Annotated in this window: 18 protein-coding genes and 1 tRNA gene; 7 read left to right on the plus strand and 12 right to left on the minus strand. The window is 63.3% G+C overall.

The window, feature by feature from the left end:
* Positions 1-107 precede the first annotated feature (107 nt).
* From OPC11_RS04220 to OPC11_RS04230, 3 genes are all read left to right on the plus strand, one after another.
* A complete protein-coding gene (locus OPC11_RS04220; RefSeq protein ID WP_264781103.1) occupies positions 108-2,552 on the plus strand; it encodes a PQQ-binding-like beta-propeller repeat protein in 2,445 nt (814 codons plus the stop codon).
* Between the two features lie 112 nt (positions 2,553-2,664).
* The gene (locus OPC11_RS04225; RefSeq protein ID WP_007983633.1) at positions 2,665-4,602 is read left to right on the plus strand and encodes an aldehyde ferredoxin oxidoreductase family protein; all 1,938 of its coding nucleotides are present in this window, start codon (positions 2,665-2,667) and stop codon (positions 4,600-4,602) included.
* Between the two features lie 306 nt (positions 4,603-4,908).
* Complete coding sequence (locus OPC11_RS04230; protein WP_264781328.1) at positions 4,909-6,084, plus strand: aminotransferase class I/II-fold pyridoxal phosphate-dependent enzyme; 1,176 nt, start codon at positions 4,909-4,911, stop codon at positions 6,082-6,084.
* 43 nt (positions 6,085-6,127) lie between these two features.
* On the opposite strand, the gene OPC11_RS04235 is transcribed toward OPC11_RS04230, so the two are convergent.
* The 10 genes from OPC11_RS04235 to OPC11_RS04280 form a co-directional block, all read right to left on the minus strand.
* A complete protein-coding gene (locus tag OPC11_RS04235) occupies positions 6,128-6,496 on the minus strand; it encodes a hypothetical protein (protein WP_264781104.1) in 369 nt (122 codons plus the stop codon).
* A 19-nt stretch (positions 6,497-6,515) separates the two neighbouring features.
* Positions 6,516-6,770, minus strand: coding sequence for a hypothetical protein (locus tag OPC11_RS04240; protein ID WP_264781105.1), 255 nt, complete (start codon positions 6,768-6,770; stop codon positions 6,516-6,518).
* Complete coding sequence (locus OPC11_RS04245; protein WP_007983640.1) at positions 6,771-7,043, minus strand: ubiquitin-like small modifier protein 1; 273 nt, start codon at positions 7,041-7,043, stop codon at positions 6,771-6,773. It lies immediately after the preceding gene.
* 52 nt (positions 7,044-7,095) lie between these two features.
* Positions 7,096-7,563, minus strand: a complete 468-nt coding sequence (locus tag OPC11_RS04250) for a hypothetical protein (protein WP_264781106.1) — start codon at positions 7,561-7,563, stop codon at positions 7,096-7,098.
* Complete coding sequence (locus OPC11_RS04255) at positions 7,560-7,931, minus strand: hypothetical protein (RefSeq protein ID WP_007983643.1); 372 nt, start codon at positions 7,929-7,931, stop codon at positions 7,560-7,562. Before OPC11_RS04255 ends, OPC11_RS04250 begins: the two co-directional genes overlap by 4 nt.
* 86 nt (positions 7,932-8,017) lie before the next feature.
* Entirely contained in the window at positions 8,018-8,983 is a 966-nt protein-coding gene (locus OPC11_RS04260) for an aldo/keto reductase (RefSeq protein WP_264781107.1), read from the minus strand.
* 93 nt (positions 8,984-9,076) lie between these two features.
* Positions 9,077-9,343: a hypothetical protein gene (locus OPC11_RS04265; RefSeq protein ID WP_264781108.1), complete on the minus strand. Its 267-nt coding sequence runs from the start codon at positions 9,341-9,343 to the stop codon at positions 9,077-9,079.
* A gap of 216 nt (positions 9,344-9,559) precedes the next feature.
* Positions 9,560-10,366, minus strand: a complete 807-nt coding sequence (locus tag OPC11_RS04270) for a ZIP family metal transporter (protein ID WP_069452250.1) — start codon at positions 10,364-10,366, stop codon at positions 9,560-9,562.
* Between the two features lie 383 nt (positions 10,367-10,749).
* Positions 10,750-11,007 (minus strand): hypothetical protein, encoded by a 258-nt coding sequence (locus OPC11_RS04275; protein WP_007983649.1) that lies wholly within the window; start codon positions 11,005-11,007, stop codon positions 10,750-10,752.
* A gap of 322 nt (positions 11,008-11,329) precedes the next feature.
* Positions 11,330-12,118, minus strand: coding sequence for a helix-turn-helix domain-containing protein (locus tag OPC11_RS04280; protein WP_007983650.1), 789 nt, complete (start codon positions 12,116-12,118; stop codon positions 11,330-11,332).
* A gap of 320 nt (positions 12,119-12,438) precedes the next feature.
* On the opposite strand from OPC11_RS04280, the gene OPC11_RS04285 reads away from it, so the two are divergent.
* Positions 12,439-17,181 carry a S8 family serine peptidase gene (locus OPC11_RS04285; RefSeq protein WP_264781109.1) on the plus strand — a complete coding sequence of 1,581 codons (4,743 nt, stop codon included), beginning with the start codon at positions 12,439-12,441 and terminating at the stop codon, positions 17,179-17,181.
* Positions 17,182-17,313: 132 nt separating this feature from the next.
* Entirely contained in the window at positions 17,314-17,526 is a 213-nt protein-coding gene (locus OPC11_RS04290) for a hypothetical protein (protein WP_007983654.1), read from the plus strand.
* A gap of 65 nt (positions 17,527-17,591) precedes the next feature.
* On the opposite strand, the gene OPC11_RS04295 is transcribed toward OPC11_RS04290, so the two are convergent.
* Positions 17,592-17,743 (minus strand) — tRNA-Met (locus OPC11_RS04295).
* Between the two features lie 198 nt (positions 17,744-17,941).
* Between OPC11_RS04295 and OPC11_RS04300 the strand changes: the two genes are divergently transcribed.
* Complete coding sequence (locus tag OPC11_RS04300; RefSeq protein ID WP_264781110.1) at positions 17,942-19,057, plus strand: hypothetical protein; 1,116 nt, start codon at positions 17,942-17,944, stop codon at positions 19,055-19,057.
* Between the two features lie 27 nt (positions 19,058-19,084).
* Here OPC11_RS04300 and OPC11_RS04305 read toward each other — a convergent pair whose 3' ends face one another.
* Positions 19,085-19,447: a DUF5830 family protein gene (locus OPC11_RS04305; protein WP_264781111.1), complete on the minus strand. Its 363-nt coding sequence runs from the start codon at positions 19,445-19,447 to the stop codon at positions 19,085-19,087.
* 86 nt (positions 19,448-19,533) lie between these two features.
* On the opposite strand from OPC11_RS04305, the gene OPC11_RS04310 reads away from it, so the two are divergent.
* A complete protein-coding gene (locus OPC11_RS04310; RefSeq protein WP_007983664.1) occupies positions 19,534-20,178 on the plus strand; it encodes a VTT domain-containing protein in 645 nt (214 codons plus the stop codon).
* The last annotated feature ends 11 nt before the right edge of the window (positions 20,179-20,189 follow it).

Below are 20,189 nucleotides of genomic sequence, written 5' to 3' on the forward strand. Positions count from 1 at the left end.
GGAGAGACCATCCTGTCTGGAATCCCACGGGTGAAACGACGTGAAATGGACGAAAAGACGATTAGCGACCTGATAGCAAATACGTCTCTCTCGAATGAATAATCCGCATGTCAAAGGATACACGTCGCACGTTCCTGAAGACGGTCGGCCTCGCAGCCGGTGTCGCCGGTGTTGCGGGAGCAACGGCCACAGACACGCCCGGTACGATGACGAAGCAATCCTCCCAAGCGGCGGATACCGAGACCAACGCTTCGACGGAGTTGCATTCGTCGGACTGGGCGACGTTCCAGTTCGATGCCCGGAACACGGGGTACAATCCCGATGCACGTGAATTGGGAGAGACGCCGTGGATCGAGTGGAGCGAATCCCTGTCCGACGAACTCGCAAGCGAGATTTCGACCCCTACCATCGCCGATGGCGTCGCTTATTTGGCGTCAGAGTACGGACGGGCCGCCGCCTTCGATTTGGAGGAGCGGGAGTTTCTGTGGCAAAACGAGTACACGGACCGGTCTACCCACACGGACGAAGCACCGACCGTCGCCGACGGAACGATGTATATCAGCTACGGATGGCAGGTGTTCGCGCTCGACACCGAAACCGGCGAGTTGGTGTGGACATTCGAGAATCCCGAGACCGGTTCGCCCGCGAACGGCTGTGATGCGCCGAAACTCGGTGCGTCCTCGACGACCGTAAGCGACGGTACCGTTTTCCTGAAGATGCGGATCGAAACGCAAGCCTACGGGTTCGCCCTCTCAGCAGACACCGGAGAACTCCAGTGGAGCGTCGAGATGTCCGGCGGAGACGTCGAGTACGCCGCCAACTACGGCGGGCAGATGGACACCGCGGACCACGTTCCTGCAGTCGGCGACGGCGGCGTCTACTTCACGGAGGGTGGCACCCTCTACGCGTTCGATGTGGTAGATGGGACGCTGCTGTGGAACGCACCGGTGCATGTCGGTTCCGACGTGTATGGCCCGGAACCGAACGCACCAGCGGTCGTCGATGGCACCGTTTACGTCACGATGAACTACCGTGACGACAGCGGTAGCAATCCCGACCGACGGACGTTCGTGACAGCCCTCTCCGCCGACGATGGGGGGACACGATGGCAACACGAACTGGCGGGCGATATTCACCTCACCTCACCGGTGGTCGCCGACGAGACCGTCTATGTGGGCGAGACTCAAACAGTCTGGGCGCTCGCTGCAGACGACGGAAGCGTCCGCTGGAAGGGGAGCGAAACCGACGAGTTCCGGTACACCACCGTCGCCGAACTATCGGTCAGCGGGTCCACCGTCTACTATCCGCGTGAAGTCGATGACGAAGACTCACAGGAAATCGCCGCGTTCGACACCGGAGATGGCTCTCTGAAGTGGCAGGTTCCGCTTCGCGCGTCCGTGAACGCGCCGACGGGGTGTGCGCTCGTCGGGGAGACCGTCTACGTCGTGGACGATATCGGTGTCCTGTACGCTATCAGCGGACCGACGGAGACCGCCAACTGGCGACGAACCCTCGACTTCGGAAGCAGCGAGTCGTTCAGAACGGCCAGCGCCGACGACACGTCCGTTTACGCCGCCACGAACAGCACGCTCCGAGCGTTCGACCGAGAAAAGGGAACCGAACGATGGAGTATTTCGCTGGGTGAGAACGAGAACGACACGTTCCGACACGTCTGGACGACCGTAGCGGACGGGACGGTTTACTGTTCGCTCGGCGGGGACGGCGGCAGTAGCTACAACTTCGTCTACGCCATCGACGACGCGACAGGGACGACGCGGTGGCACGAGAAGGCCCCGGAGGGAACCGGGAGGCCAGTCGTCGTAGATGGCGTCGTCTACGTCGGCACCGAGAGTTCCCTTTACGGCAGTGCGTACGTGACCGCATACGACGCGGGCGACGGGTCGATACGTTGGAGCAGCGAATTCGATTCGGACGACCCCTCGATATCGGTCGAAATGACCGGTCCCGTCGCCGTACAGGACGAGACGGTGTACGCCGCCACCACCGAAGGGACGTACGCACTCGATGCAACGGACGGCAGCGAAAAGTGGACCGACGACCGGGACGCGGAGGCGGTAGCCGCTAACGACGAAACCGTATTCATCGTCGGTGGCGGTTCCGTTAGGGATAGGAACGTCGTCGCACTCGACCCGGCGGACGGAACCGAGAACTGGTCCTCCAATCACGACGGGGAGACCTTGACGCTCGCCGACGATACGCTGTACGTCGTCTCGGGGGGTCCCAGCGACGCGCAGAAACTGTTCGCGCTGGACACCGCCGATGGAAGCGAACGCTGGACGTTCGATACGAAGTATACCTACCCGACGTACGGCTACGACTACCAGGCCACGCTAACGGAACCAACCGTCGAAGACGGGACGGTCTACATCGCAAGCGACGACCGTCGGGTGTATGCTCTCGATGCGGACGATGGCGACACGCTCCAGCGGTTCGAACTGTTCGGAGACGCACGCGACACACCCGCCCTCCACGACGATACAGTTTACACCGTTGACGAAAACCGAGTGTACTCGTTCGACATCGAAGAGTAGCCAAGCGGTCCAAACACCTCGCCCGCCCACCCTACGACGTAACCATTTTCGATTACTCTAGACTGATAACGACTAACATGATAGCGCCCCTATATAATCACTAGACGTTACCATGACCGAACTAGGCGGATTCCAAGACCACGTTGCCCGCGTGGACCTTTCGGACGGGTCGGTGGACTACGAGAGCGTCGACGACGAGGACGCGAAGAAGTACATCGGCGCGCGTGGACTGGGTGTAAAGTACGTGTTCGACCAAGGCCCGGACGTGGACCCGCTCGGTCCGGACAACCTCCTGGCGTTCATGAACGGTCCGCTCACGGGGACGCAAGTCGTGATGAGCGGTCGCATCGCGGTGTGTACGAAGTCGCCGCTGACCAACACCGTCACGGACTCGCACCACGGCGGCTGGTCGGGAGCGCGACTGAAGTGGGCCGGATTCGACGGCCTGCTGTTCGAAGGACAGTCCGAGGACCCGGTGTACGCGGTCGTCGAGGACGGCGAAATCGAACTTCGTGACGCCTCCCACCTCTGGGGCAAGACCGTCCACGAGACGCGCGACACCTTGGAAGAGGAGGTCGAAGGGTCGTACGGCAAGAACCTCTCGATGATGGCCATCGGACCGGGCGGCGAGAACACCGTTCGGTACGCCTGCATCATGAACGAGGACGACCGCGCGTCCGGTCGCGGCGGGACCGGCGCTGTCATGGGTTCGAAGGGTCTCAAGGCAATCGTCATCAAATCCACGACGAAGATGCCGAAACCGGCGGACCAAGAGACGTTCCAGAAGGGCCACCAGCAGGCCATGCAGGTCATTCAGGAGTCCGACGTGACCGCCCCGAACGAGGGCGGCCTGTCGCTGTACGGGACGAACGTCCTGATGAACCTCACCGAAGAGATGGACGGCCTTCCGACCCGGAACGGGAAGTTCACCAGCACGCACAGCGAGGGCGAGGAGAACCCCGAGGGACGACAGATAGACTCCGAAAACGTCTCCGGCGAGAACGTCCGCGAGAACATTCTCGTGGACGAACCCACCTGTCACTCCTGCCCGGTCGCCTGCAAGAAGGAAGTCGAAGTGCAGGTCCACCACAAGGGCGAGGACATGAACGTTCGGATGGAGTCCTACGAGTACGAATCCGCGTGGGCGCTCGGTCCGAACTCGATGAACGACGACCGCGACAAAATCGCGGCGATGATAGACCGCTGTAACGCGATGGGCATCGACACCATCGACGCTGGCAACACCATGGCGATGGCGATGGAGGCCACCGAGAAGGGCTATCTGGACGAAGGCCTCGACTGGGGCGACGCCGACACCATGATAGACATGATAGAGCGCATCGCCCAGCGCGAGGAGGGTGACGACCTCGCGGACCTGCTCGCCAAGGGCGCGGGCCGCGCGGCGTCCGAACTTGGCGACCCCGAGATGTCGCTCGACGTGAAGGGCCAGACGATGGCCGCCTACGACCCGCGGAGCATGAAGGGGATGGCCATCGGCTACGCGACGAGCAACCGCGGTGCCTGCCACCTGCGCGGCTACACGCCCGCCGCGGAAATCCTCGGCATCCCGGAGAAGGCCGAGCCGACCGAGTGGAAGGGCAAGGGCGAACTCTGTGCCACCTTCCAGGACCTCCACGCCATCAGCGACTCCTTCGACATCTGCAAGTTCAACGCCTTCGCGGAAGGTATCGAGGAGTACGTCCTCCAGTACAACGGCATGACCGGCCTCGACGTGACCGAGGACGACCTGCTGGAAGCCGGTGAGCGCGTCTACAACCTCGAACGCTACTACAACAACCTCGTCGGCTTCGACGGCGACGACGACTCGCTCCCGGCCCGGTTCGTGAAGGGCCACCCGGACGCCATCCCCGGCAAGGGCGGCTCCGAGGGCTCGCTCGCCGAACTGGACGAGATGAAAGAGGAGTACTACGAGGTTCGCGGCTGGGAGGACGGCGTGGTCCCCGACGAGAAACTCGAAGAACTCGGCATCGACGTCGGCCCCGGAACCGGCGTCAGTCGCGGCGGCGCGGCCGCTTCGGGCGACGACTAAGGTCCACTTTTCATTTTCGTCGGCGGGGGTTCCGGGAACGGGCCGGACGCTCTCTTTCGAGTCTCTCTTTCTCCACCTCGACCACCGCGCGCGAGAAAATTCGGGGGCGAAACCCCGACGATTCGGCCTGAGTTTAGCCGAAACACGTCGGCAATATTTCACCACTATGTTTCACGATAATTCACAGGGAACGGCGATTCTCGCGGCGCATGGCAACATCTACCGCATCGAAAGCTACTAAGTCTGGTCGTCGAACGTGACGGTGGCATGACTGACCGGTCTTCCGACTCTCCGAAATTCGAAACGATGGCGGTGACGCACGCCGAACAACCGCCCCACCACGAGCGGGCAGGCGACGTGACGATGCCCATCCACCTCGCATCGACCTACGAAGCTGGCGGCATCGACCCGGACGTCGGGCTGGAGGATTTGGACCCCGACGAGAACCAGTATCTCTACTCGCGGCTCGCCAACCCGACCCGCCACGCGCTGGAACAGCGCATCGCGGCGCTCGAAGGCGGCGACTACGGCATGGCCTTCGCCTCCGGCACGTCCGCCATCGTCGCCACGATTACGGCGTCCGTCACCCCCGGCGACCACGTCGTCGCGTTCGACGACCTCTACGGCGGAACGAAGACGATGCTCAAGGACCTGTTCCGAGAGCGCCTCGACGTTGCCGTCGACTTCGTGGACGCCCGCGACACCGACGCCGTGTCCGACGCCGTGCGCGACGAAACCGCACTCATCTGGATGGAGACGCCGACGAACCCGCTCCTCCGACTCTGTGACATCGAAGCCATCGCTTCGGTCGCCGAGTCGGTCGATGCGACCCTCGGCGTGGACAACACCTTCCTTTCGCCGTACTTCCAGCACCCGCTCGAACTCGGTGCCGACGTCGTCGTCCACAGCACGACGAAGTACCTGAACGGCCACAGCGACTCCATCGGCGGCGCCGTCGTCACCGACGACGCCGACCTCGCCGACGAAATCGGCTTCCTCCAGCAGGTCGGAATGGGTAACATGCTCGCGCCCTTCGACGCCTTCCTGACCCTCCGCGGGTTGAAGACGCTCCCGCTCCGAATGCGTCAGCACGAATCCAACGCCGCCGAAATCGCCGCCTATCTGGACGAACACGAGAAGGTTTCGACCGTCTACTACCCCGGACTCGAATCCCATCCGCAGTACGACCTCGCCCAGCGACAGATGGAGGGTGCCGGTGGCGTCCTCTCGTTCGAACTCGACGGCGACTTGCCCGACGTGGAACGCTTCGTCGCCGAGCTGGACGAGTTCCCGTTGGCCGTCAGCCTCGGCGGCGTGGAGTCGCTCATCGAACACCCGGCGAGCATGACCCACGCGCCGCTGACGCCCGAGGAGCGCGCCGAAATCGGTATCTCGGATTCGCTGCTCCGCGTCTCGGTCGGCGTCGAACACCCGAAGGACCTCATCGCCGACTTGGAGTCCGCGTTCGACGCGATAGAATAGGATGGAAGTACCTCGAAACGGTATTTTTCGGGGACCGGCCGCGCTAGTCCGTCGTGCCGACGAGCACCGCGTCCCGAATTTCCAGCGCGTTCTCGAACTCCTCCGTCCGTCCTTCGTCCCGCCCGATTCGTCGGAACTGCTCCTCGTGTGCCCGTCGAACCGCGTCCCGCTCGCGGCGTTCGAAGCCGAGGCGGTCGCCGACCGTCTTCCAGTGACCCGTCTCCACGAGGAAGACGCTCCGCTCGGGCGTTTCGTGAATCCGCTCGTACTCCCGTCGATAGTCGTCGATTCGCGGTCCGAGGTCGGCCTGCACTACGGGGAGGAGTTCCGAGAGACGTTCGAGCGGCACGCTGGCTTTGGCACCCGCAAGTACGACGATTTGCCCGTCGATGGGATGGACGTCGGGAGTCATGGGTCGTCTTCCTCCGGTGCTATCCGCCCGCCCGCATCGCTTTCTGTGAAAACTTCGGGACGACGGAATTGAGGGACTCCTCGTCGCCCTCGAAGGCGATGGTCACCTCGGTCAACTCCACCGTCGGGCCGATGCTCACCGTCTCCGAGGAGAGCGAGGCCTCCCACTCCTCGGCGACGACTGTCCCGTCGTCACGTACCTCCCCGCCGAGGTTTTCGAGGTACTTCCGCGCGAGTCGTTCACTGATTCCCCGGAAGGATTTCTCGCGTCGCATCTATCCACCTGCAACCGGGGGGAAGATGCTCAGCCTGTCGCCGTCCGAGAGGGAGGTCTCTCGACCGTCGATGTGCACGACGTCCTTTCCGTTTCGCATGATGGAAAGCTGTGGTCTGAGGTCGCCGTCCTCGAAGAAATCGAGGTCGTGGTACTCCTCGGTCAGCGATTCGAGCACCTCGCCGACCGTCGTGTCGTCCTCGTACTCCCGTTCCAGCGTCTTCTGTCCGACCGCCTCGCGGAAATTCGCGAAGAACCGAAGGGTGAGTTCCATATCGGACAATGACCCGCGGCGACCATAAACGTCCAGTTCGCGGCGAGCGGTTTCACGGTCGCTTCGCGCCGAGCGCACCGACGACGACGCCAGCCAGCAGGAGGCAGACGACCGTACCCGCGAGCACGGGGGTACCACCGTCGCCGACCAGCAGTCGGCCGAGTTCCGCGAGCGCGCCGCCGGTACCGACGAACAGCACCGCACCGCCGCCGAGAACGGCGAGCGAGAGCACCGTCGCCAGAAGGCCGTGCATACCGCCGCGGGTCGAATCCCCGCCCGCGAACCGTCCCGCGGCGTAGCTGCCGAGCGGAAACGCGAGGGTACTCGCGAGTGCCGTCCCGCCGACGAGGGCGTCCGAAACGCGGAGGAGAACGAGGAGCGCCGGAGCGAGATGTGCACCGAGCGCCACGACCATGCCGACCGCGACGGCCCCGCCGTCGATTCGGGAGGATGTGCGTTCCCGGCTTTTCGCCCGACGGACGCGGGCCAGCGGTGCGTCACCGTCGCCGTCGTCGCTCATCGGCCGGGGCGGATACCGTCGGTGACGAGACGGGCGTTCCGCTCGCGGTCGATGTGCGACGACAGCTCCTCGTGGTCGTACAACTGCTGGATGAGCGACGCGTGGAGGTCCCGCCACGCCATCGCGTAGATGGGCGACTGTCCCCACGCGCGGAGTTCGGCGACGAAATCGTCGTACTGCTCCCAGCGACTCTCGAAGCGTTCGAGAACGTCCACGGCGGCGCTTGCGAGTTCGTCGTTCTCGTCGAGTCGATTGAGTCGCCGTTCCCACCCGGCGACGGCCTCCTGCATGTCGCGGGCCGCCGAATCGCCGTCCTCCGGGAGCGAACTGATGATGGCCTCGGGTACCGAAAGCGAAATTTCGTCCATGCTACTCGATTGTTCGCTCTCCGTCAAAAACGCTTGGCTCGATTTTCGGGTCGGGGGATTTATGTGGACTTTTCGGGTCCGGCGACTTACGCGGACTTCGCGTTCGTCAGCCGTTCGAACTGGTCGTCGGACAGCGATACCTCGGTCGCGGCGAGGTTCTCCTCCAACTGCTCGACGGTTCGCGCACCGATGATGGGCGCGGTCACGGCGTCGTGTTTCAGCAACCACGCGAGGCTGACCTTGGCGGGCGTCGTCCCGAGTTCGTCGGCGACGTCCTCGACGACTTCCAGCACGTCGAAGTTCTCCTCGGTGAGGTAGCTGTCGCGGAACTGTTGGTCGGTCGCGCCGCGGGTGCCGTCTGCCGGTTCCTCGTTTCGGGAGTATTTACCCGTCAGGAACCCGCCGCCCAGCGGCGACCACGGAATGATGCCGATGTCGTAGTCGTCGCACATCGGAATGTAGTTCGGTTCGACTTCGCGGTTGACGAGGTTGTATCGCGGCTGTGCGAGGCGGAACGGTTCGTACTCCATCTCGTTCGCCTTGACGACCTTCCACGCGTTGGGTTCGAGCGTCGACGTGCCGAGGTAGTTCACTTTTCCATCGCGGACGAAGCCGTCGAGGGTTCGCATGAACTCGTCGGCGGGCGTGTCGTCGTCCCAGCGGTGGATGTAGAGGAGGTCCACGTAGTCCGTCCCGAGGCGGTCGAGGATGAGGTCCATCTGTCGCCGGAGGTGCTTCCGGGAGAGACCCCGGCCGTTCGGGTCGTCCGTCCGCGTCGGCCAGTAGATTTTGGATGCGATGACGAAATCCTCGCGGTCGCGGTCGGCGAGCCAGTTGCCGATGTATTTCTCGCTCTCGCCGTCGCCGTACATGTCGGCGGTGTCGATGAAGTTGCCGCCCGCTTCGGCGTAGGCGTCGAGGAGTTCGTGGGCGCGGTCCTCGCCGATTTCGACCGTCCCCTCGTCGTTTTCGCGGCCGAATCGCCACGTTCCGAACGCGATTTCGCTGACTTTCGTGCCGGTCGTCCCCAACGAGACGGTTTCGAGTCCCATGTTCGGGTCTATTCGTGGGTGGCGGTTAAATCGACCGAAGGAGAGACGATGGAGCGACAGCGGGGTGACGGGGGGAGAACGAGCGGGGACGGACTACTCCTGACCGTAGGCGTGTCCGACGAAGAGCGCGATGACGTTGCAGCCAAGCAGGGCGAGAAAGAGGGAGACCTCCGCGTCAGAGAGACCGTTCAGGAGCAAGACCGGATAGAAGAGGGGGCAGACGACCGCCGACCAGAAGCCAACGAACTGGACTGGCGTCGTCAGCGAATGCTCGTTGAACCTCGCGTGCAGTGCGGTGAGTTTCCGGCGACCGACGGCGATGGATTCGCCGTCGTTCTCGTAGGTGGTTGTTCCCGGCATAGTAGCACACCCGTGCCCGGCTAAATCATTGCCGACGGATATCTTATAACGGGCCGAGCGTTGGGGTGAATTCACACCGTTTAGCGTCGATGAACAGACCTGTCGATTCGAGAACTGCGGGAGGAGAACGTCCTATTCGATTTAAAACCGTTTTTGCGGCGGTAAAAGTCCGCCGAACGCTCCGGAGCCGACGACGTTGAGCGTCGGGGACCGACCTCAGATGAACGCCAGTGGCAACATCAGCAGTACGCCGAGCGTAAGACCGGAGAGCAGTTCGCGGTAGCCGTCGCCCGGGAGACCCTCGCCGACTTCGAGCGCCTCGGGGATGAACTCCGAGAGGACGAGGTAGATCATCGCTCCGGCCGCGAATCCGAATCCCATCGGCAGGAACGCGCGTGCGCTTCGCACGAAGTAGAACGCGATGACCGCGCCGATGGGTTGCGGGAGGCTGGAGAATATCGACCACCAGACCATCCGCCACTTGCGCACGCCCATCGAGTGGAGCGGAATGGAGATGGCCACGCCCTCGGGAATGTTGTGAATCGAGATGGCGATGGTCATGAATATCGCCAACAGCGGGACGACGAATCCGGCGAACTGATAGCCGCCCTGAAAGCCGAGGTCGGCGAACGAAACGCCGATGGCGACGCCCTCCGGGAAGCTGTGAACGGTAAGCACGCCGAGGATGAGGATGAGCTTCTTGAAGTCCGCCTGTTCGTACTTTTTCGGATTCACGTCGGTGCCGGAGATGACGTAATCGCTGACGACGACGAGTGCCACGCCGACCAGCATACCGATGACGACGCCGATTACGCTACCGCCGTTCGCACTGGAGAGACCCTCGGATATCAGTCCGAAGACGGACGCCGAGACCATGATTCCGGACGCGAGCCCCCAGAGCCCCACGTTCCAGCGGTCGTTTACGTCCTTGACGAGGAAGAACGGGAGCGCGCCGATACCCGTCGCCAGCGCCGTAATCAGCCCCGCAATGAACACCAATACGAGATTAGCGAGTAAGGTCATACTTGCCGTTGGTACTCGAAGGGGTTAATAGTTATCACTTCCATTACTATTTTTGGCGGGCCTAAAACGTATTGGAGACATACTGGAAGAGAATTTCCCGAAAAGTAAAAATAAATTCCCGATTCTATTGTTTGGCTATCAGGAATCGGGATGGGGGCGAGAAGCGTAAACGACGGACAGCGCGATAGAGACGCGGAAATTACGAGAAGCTGAGATAGAAAGAAGAAGTGAACAGAGGAAACGAAGAACAGGGGGAAGCGGACGACTGGCGGAACGAACACACATCGAGTCGAAGGGGAGGTCAGGGCGTCGAGGTTCGATGCCGGGAGTGGTCGGCGCGTGCCGTTCAGGGCAAACGGTCGTTCACACCGATGCCGGGAGTTTCAATCGCGTTTGTAGCCGTGACCGACGACCATCGCGACGAGATTGAGGACGAAGAGCAGCGCCAACGCGTCGGCGGAGTCCGAGACAGGGCCGCTGTAGAGGAGGGGGAGGTAGCCGAACGGGAGCGCGATGGCTGACCAAAAGCCGACGAACTGCACTGGAGCGAGGAGCTTCTTTCCCGCTGCTTCGACGGTGTGACGGGATAGGAATTCGAAGTTCGATGCACCTTCCTTCCGTATCGTTGGAGGACTCGACATGATTTCTCGGGGATGTATTTCTCTCTATGACTGGAGGGGTAATATAACAAGTCGAGAGTAAAGCAGAATTCACGACATTTCAGCCCCAAATGCCGGTTCGACGACGTTTTATAAACGCCTCAAAAATCTTTAGACCTTTCACAAACTCCTCTAATACCGCAATCTGGTTCTGGGGCCAAAGCGACCAATCGATGATATTCTCGACGATACGATCGGAATCAGTCGGTCAATCGAACACGACACGTCGCGTCGAAGATACGCGGAGTGACCGTTTCGGATTAGCAGCATGAGCGACGGGTCGAACGTCGTACTCGGCTCGCCGTCACAGGTCCGGGATCACGTTCGCCCGACGGCTTTCTCCGCGTCGCGTCTCGTACGTACTCGTCGCCCATTCGACGAAATCGGGGTTCTTGCCGTCGAGACACGCCCGTAAGTTGCCGCGGTCGTCGAACGCGGAGACGAGCACGCGCTCGCCGTCGAGAATCGTCACGCCGAACGGGAGGTCTTCGGGAACGCTGTAGAGGTCGAACCCCGCGACCGAATCCGGCGATTGCTGCTCGGCCGACCGTTGGACCGCCGATTCCAGAGACGGTTCCGAGACTATCAGTTCGATCCGCGCTCCTCGGTCGAGCAGCCGTCGCGCCGCGTCGGCGAACAGCGGACTGACGATGGGCGTGATACAGCGGATTCGGTCGGCCGACGTTTCCGTGAGCGCGTCGATGATGTACGTGGTTGCTCTGTACGGGTCGTCTTTCGTCGCCGATACCATGTTCGCACAGGTGGTGCCGTGTATCGGAAACGTCCCGTCGGCGTCGTCGAGATGCGTGAGAAACTCCTCGTACTCCTCGACCCACTCTATCGTCCGAATCAACGTTTCGTACGCGTCCAACACGAGTTCCCCGGCCTCCGTGAGGCGGTAGGTACCGTCCACGCGTCGCGTCCACCCGTACTCGGTGAACGTTCGGAGGGACCGGTGCACGGTCGAACGCGACATCGAGAGGCGGTCGGAGATGCTTCCAACGGTCCCCGTTCCGTCTTCGTGGAGGGCAGTGACGACGCGGGCACGGTTGGCCGAACCGGCGAGAAACGTCGCGTACTCGTGAGACGTCATCCGTTTTCCAACGCCGTCCCGCTCGAACGCTGTGCGTCGGGACGCTCCGCACGACTGTCGCCGGTCGGTACCGAAGAGTGGCAGTTGTTACCGGTTGTGTCACGATTTGAACGTCGTTTCATCTGTTGAATCATCTTCATCTACTGAGGATTTTTTCATTCCCTAACTATATATTAATTATGTGTGTTGATGATAATGTGCTGCATAGAAAAAAGAGAATACTAGCACTCGCGCTCGTATGGGTGCTGACGATTTCGTGTATCGCACCGTTCCTCGGTGCGTCCGTATCGGCACAGGAAACAACCACGCGTCTCGACACGATGGAAGCGTCCACGTCCGTCGATTCCGCCGCGCCAATCGACCCGGCGCTGACGGACGCGGACGGAACCGTGACCGTCGTCGTGCGCTTAGAGGAGGCGAACCCGGACGTGACCGCGGACCGGGCCACGACGTTGGAGACGCTACAGACGCACGCGGAACGGAGCCAGCGGCCCGTTCTCTCGTACGCGAAGCGACACGCGGACAGCGTTACAGTCCTCAATCGGCTGTGGATAACCAACGCCGTCGTGCTCCGCGTCGATACCTCCGACGCCGACCTGAAGAAACTCGCGTCGATAGAAGGCGTCACACGGCTGCACAAGAACTTCGAACTCACGCTTCCGAAGCCCGCCGACTCCGGCGGTGACGAGACGCCCGTCGGTCTGTACGACGCCGCCAAAAGCGTCGGCGGGACGGACTACAACACCACCTACGGTCTCGACCAGATCAACGCGACGGACGTGTGGGACGACTACGGGACGAGAGGAGACGGCGTTAAAGTGGCAGTGCTCGATACGGGCGTGGACATCGACCACCCGGACATCGAACTCTACACCGAAAACGAGAGCGACCCGACCTACCCCGGCGGGTGGGCCGAGTTCGACGACGGCGGCAACCGCGTTCAGGGCAGCGTGCCACACGACACGGACACGCACGGGACGCACACCAGCGGAACCGTCTCCGGCGGCAACGCCAGCGGCGAATACATCGGCGTCGCGCCCGATGTCGAACTCATGCACGGGCTCATCCTCCCCAGCGGTAGCGGCTCCTTCACGCAAGTCGCCGCGGGGATGCAGTGGGCCGTCGAGCAGGACGCCGACGTCATCAGCATGAGCCTCGGCGCGACCGGCTACTACAGTCAGATGATAGAGCCGGTCCGGAACGCCGAATCGGCAGGTACCATCGTCGTCGCCGCGGCCGGAAACAGCGGCGAAGGGACGAGCGGCTCGCCCGGCAACGTGTACGAATCGTTCGCCATCGGCGCGTCGAACGAAGACCTCGGCATCGCGTCGTTCTCCAGCGGCGAAGAGATAGACACCGAAAACGACTGGGGAAGCGACGCACCCTCCTCGTGGCCGGACAGTTACGTCGTCCCCGACGTCGCCGCACCCGGCGTTGACGTCAAGAGTTCCGTCCCCGGCGGCGGCTACTCCCGATACGACGGAACGTCGATGGCGACCCCGCATACCGCCGGTGCCGCGGCGCTGATGATCGCCGCGGCCGGTGGCGACTTACAGCCGTCGGACATCCGGTCCGCCTTCCGCGAAACGGCGTTCAAACCGGAGAACTGTTCGCCGAGTTGCTCGCCCCGCGACGGAAACGACACCCGATACGGCGCGGGAATCATCGACGTGAAAGCGGCGACCGATACGGTCGCGCTCGAAAACGGTATCACCGGAACGGTGACCAACGAGAGCGGCGCGCCGGTCGACGGTGCGACCGTTTCCCTCGACACCGGTCGCACGACCGAGACGAACGCCTCCGGTGGATACACGCTCCTGGAAGAACCCGGAACGTACGACGTCACCGCGAGCGCGTTCGGATACGGGACGACGACATCGACGGTCACCGTCGAAAACGGGTCGTTCGCGCGACAGGACTTCTCGCTGTCGCCCGCGCTCGGCGTTCGCATCCTCGACGGGCAACCCGATGCGATAGAAGGCGGCGAGTCCGTCACCGTCACCGCGGACGTGCGAAATCTGGAAACGTACACCGTCGAACTCGACGGCGACTACGAGACGAACAACGCGACGCTGGTCGTCAACGGAGAGGAACACGCGTTCGGCGAGGCCATCGACTTGGGTGGCTACTCCGGTGAACTCACCGTGACAGTCGAAACGACGTCGGGAACGCACGGCTCGTTCTCGCTTTCTCACACCTTCGAAGGGACGAACGACAGCGTGACGGCGACGACCGGCCCGACGGAAATCTTCGAGGAGTACACGACCATCGCCGTGGTCGATTCGGACGACGGGTTCGGCGAGCAGACCGCGGACGCCCTCGACGGGTCGCTTCCCGCGAACTATCAGGTGACGGTCGTGCAGGACGAGAACGCCATGGAGGCCGTCGGCGAGTACGACTCGTTCGTGATTCAGGACTTCGACCCCGCCCAACTCGACGCGCAGGCGTTCGTCGACGCGACGAACAGCCCGAGCACCGGCGTCGTCTGGTTGGAACAGTGGGGCGACAACAGCAACGGCATCACGGGACGGTCAGCCGCGGTCGGCGACCCCGCGAGTACCGCCGACGAAGGGTTCGGGGCCGGAAACCCGTACTTCACCATCACGGAGTCGAGTCCCCTGTTCGAAGGGGTCGGCTCGGTCGGTGACCAAGTGACCATCCACACCGGAAGCTGGGGCGACCACGCGTGGTACGACGGATACAGCGGCCAAACCGTCGCCACGGTCGGCGACGACGACGGCACCAAAGGATCCGCCATCGGCGTCGACCGACAGACGGGCACGGTGCTCGCATCGTCGCTCGGCCGCACGTCGTACGTCGAAAACGGCGACTACACCGAGGAGGCGGACGCGATACTGGCGAACGCGGTCCAGTACGTGAGCACCGCTCCGGCGGTCATCGTCAAATCCGGTCAACCCCGCCACGTGAGCACGGGCGAGGAAGTCGAAGTGAACCTCTCCGTGAACCAACTCCGCGACGTGCAAGTCGATTTGAGCGAGAACTCCACGCTGAGCGAGGACGACCTCACGCTCTACATCGACGGGTGGGGACCGATTCCGTTCGGTCTCCCCATCCTCGAACGACCACCGGAGACGACCGACGAGTACACCATCAGGGTCGTTCCCGACGAGAACGCTGTCGGTTCGTTCTCGCTCGAAACCACGGCGACCGCTGGACCGGACGCGGAACGGGTCACGATTCGAACCGGACCGACCGCCGTCTACGACGCCCCGATAAACGTACCCGAGGACGTCGAGTCCGTTCAGGAAGCGGTCGACCTCGCGCCACCGGGCGCGGAGATAGTCGTCGGTAGCGGCACGTACACCGAGCAGGTGACGGTGGATACGCCCGGCGTCACCATCCGCGGTGCCGACGGAGCGACTCCGGTCGTCGCCGCACCCGAAAACGCGACCGGCGACACCATCGCGGTCGACGCACCCGACGTCACCGTGACCGGCGTTACGGTCGATGCGGGCGGACGAACGAGCGGCCTCTCCGTCGACGGCGCGGACAACGCGACCGTCCGGGGAGTCACGGTTCGCAACGCGACGACGGGCATCTCGGTCGATACCGCGAACGGCGCGGTCGTTGACGGGAACGTCGTTCGAAACGCATCCGTCGGCATCGACGCGAACGCGCCGGGCGCGACCGTCACCGACAACCGCATCGAGGACGCCGCGACCGGGCTTCGGTTCGGAAACGGAAACGACGCGGCGACCCCGACCGAGGTGCGGAAGAACGAGGTCGCGGCCGAGACGGGCGTCGGCATCGAGGGCGCGAACGCGACGGCCGTGTCGCTTCGGTTCAACGACCTCGAAGCGACGGACGTCGCCGTCGCTTCGACGGCGGACGCGACGTTCGACGCGCGGCTGAACTACTTCGGCGACCGCGGTCCGGCCGACACGACGTTCGACGGGGACATCGCGTACGAACCCTTCCTGACCGCACGACCGGAGAACGTCGATACTGACGCGCCGACGAAGATCGGTATCGACCTCGACATGCCCGCGACCGCGGGTGACGGACAGGCGACGTACTACACCGTCGGCATCCCCGGTCCGACGGACCAGACCGTCGGCGACATTCTGGGTTCGTTCGACGGCACCGTCTACGGTTACGACGCCGCCGCCGGGCAGTGGGAGCAGTTGACGGCCGATTCGTCCGTCGATGCGCTCGACGCGCTGTTGGTCGGTACCACGACCGACGCGCGCGGGATGCTGACCTTCGAGCACACGCAAGGACCGCCGTCCCCGCCGGGACAGGCAACGCTCGTGGAAGGCTGGAACTTCGTGGCCGCACCGCAGTACGCGGGCGCTGACGAGGCGTTCGGCGTCTCCTCCGGAAACCCGACGCTCGTGCAGGAGTACGCCACGCAGCCGACGAGTCAACCCGGTCCGCGGAGCGAACTCAGCGGGACGTACGAACTCGGCAGTTCGAACCCCGGTCCGAACGTGAGCGCGTTCACGGGGTACTACGTCTACTCGGAGTCCACGGGCACGCTCCCGACGTACCTCACGAGTAACCCGACGATGACGGAGCTGTACGACGGGTTGAATATCCCGACCGACGACCGCGGACTGCCGGTCACCGACGTCTCGGCGACGATGACGGACGCGGTGTCGCCCACCGACGTCTCGGTCGATGCGAACGGGGCCGCCGTCGAACCGCTTCCAACTCTCCCGATGACCGTTCACGGAACGGTGACGGTTGACGGCGAACCGGCGTCCGCCGGAACGACCGTCACGGTGGAGGTCGGCGGCGAGACGCGCGGCACGTTCACGGTCGGCGAGAACGGCACGCTCGGTGCCGCGAGCGGAACGGCGAAGAAACTCGTCGTCTCCGGGACGGCGGACGACGCGGGCGAACCCGTGACGTTCTCCGTGGACGGCACCGCCGCCGCGGCCGATTCCAGCGTCACGTGGAAACCGGGCGCGGTCGAATCGGTCCACCTCACGGTGAAATCGGGGTCGGCAGCGCGAACCGGCGACGATTCGACCGATTCGGGGAAGGAGAAGACGGGGAAGAAGAAAGCGAAGCGAACGCTCACGCCGCTGAGCGCCTGATTCCCCTCCCGACGGGTTCCCGTCATTGGTGACGGGACACGGACTATTTTTTGCCGTCGTTCTCGACGGCGATGACGGTTTCTGGACGATACGCAAGCATCCGCTTATCGCCTCGGAGCGCATGCAGTCGGTATGGGTGGGGACTTGCTCATCGATTTGGACGAAGAGAGCTGGATCGCACTGGCGAAGTACAACTTACTGCTCACGACACTATTCGGCCTGCTCACGCTGGGAACGAAGTACGCGTGGGGTAGCGACGCGCTGTTACTCGTCGAAAACGGCGCGCTGACGCTGGTGTTCGGAAGCGTGCAAACGTACTGCTGGTTGGTCGCACCGCGAGCGTGATGGTAACCGTTGCGGGAGTATCCGTTCGACTACGGGAGTGAAAAACGGGAGTGAAAATTTCGAAATGCCCGGGGAGGGCTCCGAACCCTCGATCTCCGCATGTCCCAGATTCGAGACCTGGCAGGGCCTCGCGGGCGCATGGGAGGCTTCCAAGGCCTGAGCGCCAAATCTCAGAACCCTATGAGTGCGGCGCTATGTCCAGCTAAGCCACCCGGGCTCGATTACGGGTAGGGAACTGGTACTCTTTAAAGTTCCCATCTCCATCGAGGATGATACGGGACTGAACAGTGTCCATTGCCACCCCGTCACGCGATTTCGAGCGGTCGATATCGCAAAATATGTTCGAAAATTCACCCGTTTTGTCACTGTCGTGTCTACCCATCGGTTTTAAGACATGGGCCTGACCATTCCCACCATGAGCATTCCGGGAATCGTCCAGTCCAGCCTCGGAGACGAACACGTCGCGGCGAAAGTGTCCCTCGGGGGGGAAGACATCCTCTACGTGACACCGACGCGGACGCTTATCTATCGCGCTGACGGCCTGCTCAGCGACGAATCCGTCGAGGAGTACCCGCACGACGCGGAGCGAATCACGGTGTCCGAGGGCCGACGAAAATCGACCATCACGCTCGATTACGGTATCGACGGCACCGAGAAGTTCAAGATTCCGACGAAGCGCCTGCACGACGCCCTGCACCCCGTCATCGCGGGCGTGTTGAACGGTGCGGGCGTCACCGACTCGAACGAACAGGTCCTCCAAACCTACCAGTTCAGCGAACTGACGCTCGTTCTCACCAGCGCACGCGTGGTAAAACACGTCGGCGAAGCGATTTGGGACACGGATTTCGAGCAGTTCCACTTCGCGGACGTGACGAGCCTCGACGTGGAGGAGGGCAACGTCTCCTCGCAAATCATCATCGAAGCGGACGGACGACCGCAGCGCATCAAAACCCCGAGCGACCGGACGCGGGAGGTCCGCGAGCGAATCGAGCAGGGACTGCTCTCCTACCACGACGTGGGAAGCTACGCCGAATTCGAGCAGACGGTCGTCCCCGACGACCCCGAACCGGACGCCGACGAGAACGTCTCGTTCGCGGAGGACGACGACGTGTTCGGCGGCGGCGTCGAACCCCTCAACGCGAATCCCCCCGAACTGAACGACAGCGGACAAATCGTCGAAACGCCGACCGCCGACCCGCTTGGCGGCGAAAGCGAGAGCGTGAACGGCGGTGGGGCAGGGACCGTCGCCGCCGAAGCTACACCGGCAGACTCGCCGTCCGCCAGCTCCGGAACCGCGACGAACACCGTAGCCGACGGGACGCGAGCCGACGGGATGCAGACCGACGAGGAGGAACCGGACGAAACCGTCTTCGCGGACTCTGGCTTCGAATCGGCGAGCGAGAATCTGGACGACCCCGTGGAGGCTCAACTCGCCGCGCTCACCGAGACGGTCGAGCGACAGAACGAGCTACTCGAACGGCAACAGAAGACGATAGAGCGACTCATCTCCGAACTCAGCCGCGGTCGATAAGTTTCCTCTCCGTCGGCGGGCGAGACGTTATTCCCGACCGGTGACCTTCCGGATGCACGACGACCCGAAGGGACCGAGTTCGCCCGCGTCGAGTTTGATGAAGTGCCCGGTCGAGATGCCGGTGCCACAGCGCCGACAGGTGAAGTCGCCTTCCTTGGTCACGACTTGGCTTTCGAATCGGACGAACCCGCCACCGGTCGGGCGGATGATGCCGTTTTCCCGCTCGATGACGCCCCGTTTTTCCGCCTCGTCCAGAATCGTCCGCGTCGTCGTCGGGTTGGTCGTGATGGTTTCGATGCGGTCCACCGCTTCCGCGACCGACAGCTCCGGGTGTTCGACCTTGCTCAACAGTTCGACCCCCATCGCCACGGGGTCGTCGTCCGATTCCATCGTCTACGAATCTCGCGTGAAGCGGATTAAACGTTGCGCGGTCGGGTGGAAAGAACTTAGCCACTCCTCGGGCTACCTTGGGTCGAATGGAGTTCTCGGGGAACAGACGACAGGTGGCCGGAGTGGGGTTGGTCGCGCTGGTCGTCGTCGCTGGCGTCCTCCTCTCGCCGGAAGTCGTCCTGCAGCGGGTTCGGCGCGTGACGCACGACCCGCTTCTCGCCGCGGGGCTGTTTCTCGGCGTCTACCTCGTCCGACCGCTGTTCGCGTGGCCGACCACGGTGGTCGCCGTCGCGGTCGGCTACGTGTACGGGCCGGTCGTCGGGTTTCCGGTCGCGCTCGGCGGAACCGTGATGAGCGCCTACCTTCCCTTCGCCGCGGCGCGCTACTTCCGCGTCGATTCGGGGGTGTTCGGTCGCCTCGGCGACTCGGGAGAACGGTTCTTCGACGCGACCGGCGACCTTCGCGGCATGGTCGCCTCGCGCCTCGTCCCCGCCCCTTCGGACGCGGTGTCCGCCGCCGCCGGGTTGTCGAACGTCCCGGACCGCTCGTTCCTCCTCGGCACCGCCATCGGCGAAGTGCCGTGGATGGTCGTCGCCGTCCTCGCCGGTGGCTCGCTCGACACGCTCTCGGTCCACGAAATCGGGAAGAACTGGGCGGTCGTCGCCGTCGTCGGTATCGGCGGACTGTTCCTGTTGGCCGGACCCGCCTACCGCGCCGTCACCGACGATTAGTCGAACGCGTC

It is taken from the genome of Haladaptatus sp. T7, from assembly GCF_026008575.1.
In the GTDB taxonomy this organism is placed as follows: Archaea; Halobacteriota; Halobacteria; order Halobacteriales; family Haladaptataceae; genus Haladaptatus; species Haladaptatus paucihalophilus.

Bases quoted from the DNA above. Each gene is read 5' to 3' on its own strand.
- OPC11_RS04240 (WP_264781105.1), bottom strand. From the start codon at position 6,770: ATGCGACGCGAGAAATCCTTCCGGGGAATCAGTGAACGACTCGCGCGG.
- OPC11_RS04225 (WP_007983633.1), top strand. From the start codon at position 2,665: ATGACCGAACTAGGCGGATTCCAAGACCACGTTGCCCGCGTGGACCTT.
- OPC11_RS04260 (WP_264781107.1), bottom strand. From the start codon at position 8,983: ATGGGACTCGAAACCGTCTCGTTGGGGACGACCGGCACGAAAGTCAGC.
- OPC11_RS04280 (WP_007983650.1), bottom strand. From the start codon at position 12,118: ATGACGTCTCACGAGTACGCGACGTTTCTCGCCGGTTCGGCCAACCGT.
- OPC11_RS04290 (WP_007983654.1), top strand. From the start codon at position 17,314: ATGGGTGGGGACTTGCTCATCGATTTGGACGAAGAGAGCTGGATCGCA.
- OPC11_RS04275 (WP_007983649.1), bottom strand. From the start codon at position 11,007: ATGTCGAGTCCTCCAACGATACGGAAGGAAGGTGCATCGAACTTCGAA.
- OPC11_RS04285 (WP_264781109.1), top strand. From the start codon at position 12,439: ATGGAAGCGTCCACGTCCGTCGATTCCGCCGCGCCAATCGACCCGGCG.
- OPC11_RS04250 (WP_264781106.1), bottom strand. From the start codon at position 7,563: ATGAGCGACGACGGCGACGGTGACGCACCGCTGGCCCGCGTCCGTCGG.
- OPC11_RS04265 (WP_264781108.1), bottom strand. From the start codon at position 9,343: ATGCCGGGAACAACCACCTACGAGAACGACGGCGAATCCATCGCCGTC.
- OPC11_RS04245 (WP_007983640.1), bottom strand. From the start codon at position 7,043: ATGGAACTCACCCTTCGGTTCTTCGCGAATTTCCGCGAGGCGGTCGGA.
- OPC11_RS04300 (WP_264781110.1), top strand. From the start codon at position 17,942: ATGAGCATTCCGGGAATCGTCCAGTCCAGCCTCGGAGACGAACACGTC.
- OPC11_RS04235 (WP_264781104.1), bottom strand. From the start codon at position 6,496: ATGACTCCCGACGTCCATCCCATCGACGGGCAAATCGTCGTACTTGCG.
- OPC11_RS04220 (WP_264781103.1), top strand. From the start codon at position 108: ATGTCAAAGGATACACGTCGCACGTTCCTGAAGACGGTCGGCCTCGCA.
- OPC11_RS04255 (WP_007983643.1), bottom strand. From the start codon at position 7,931: ATGGACGAAATTTCGCTTTCGGTACCCGAGGCCATCATCAGTTCGCTC.
- OPC11_RS04305 (WP_264781111.1), bottom strand. From the start codon at position 19,447: ATGGAATCGGACGACGACCCCGTGGCGATGGGGGTCGAACTGTTGAGC.
- OPC11_RS04230 (WP_264781328.1), top strand. From the start codon at position 4,909: ATGGCGGTGACGCACGCCGAACAACCGCCCCACCACGAGCGGGCAGGC.
- OPC11_RS04270 (WP_069452250.1), bottom strand. From the start codon at position 10,366: ATGACCTTACTCGCTAATCTCGTATTGGTGTTCATTGCGGGGCTGATT.
- OPC11_RS04310 (WP_007983664.1), top strand. From the start codon at position 19,534: ATGGAGTTCTCGGGGAACAGACGACAGGTGGCCGGAGTGGGGTTGGTC.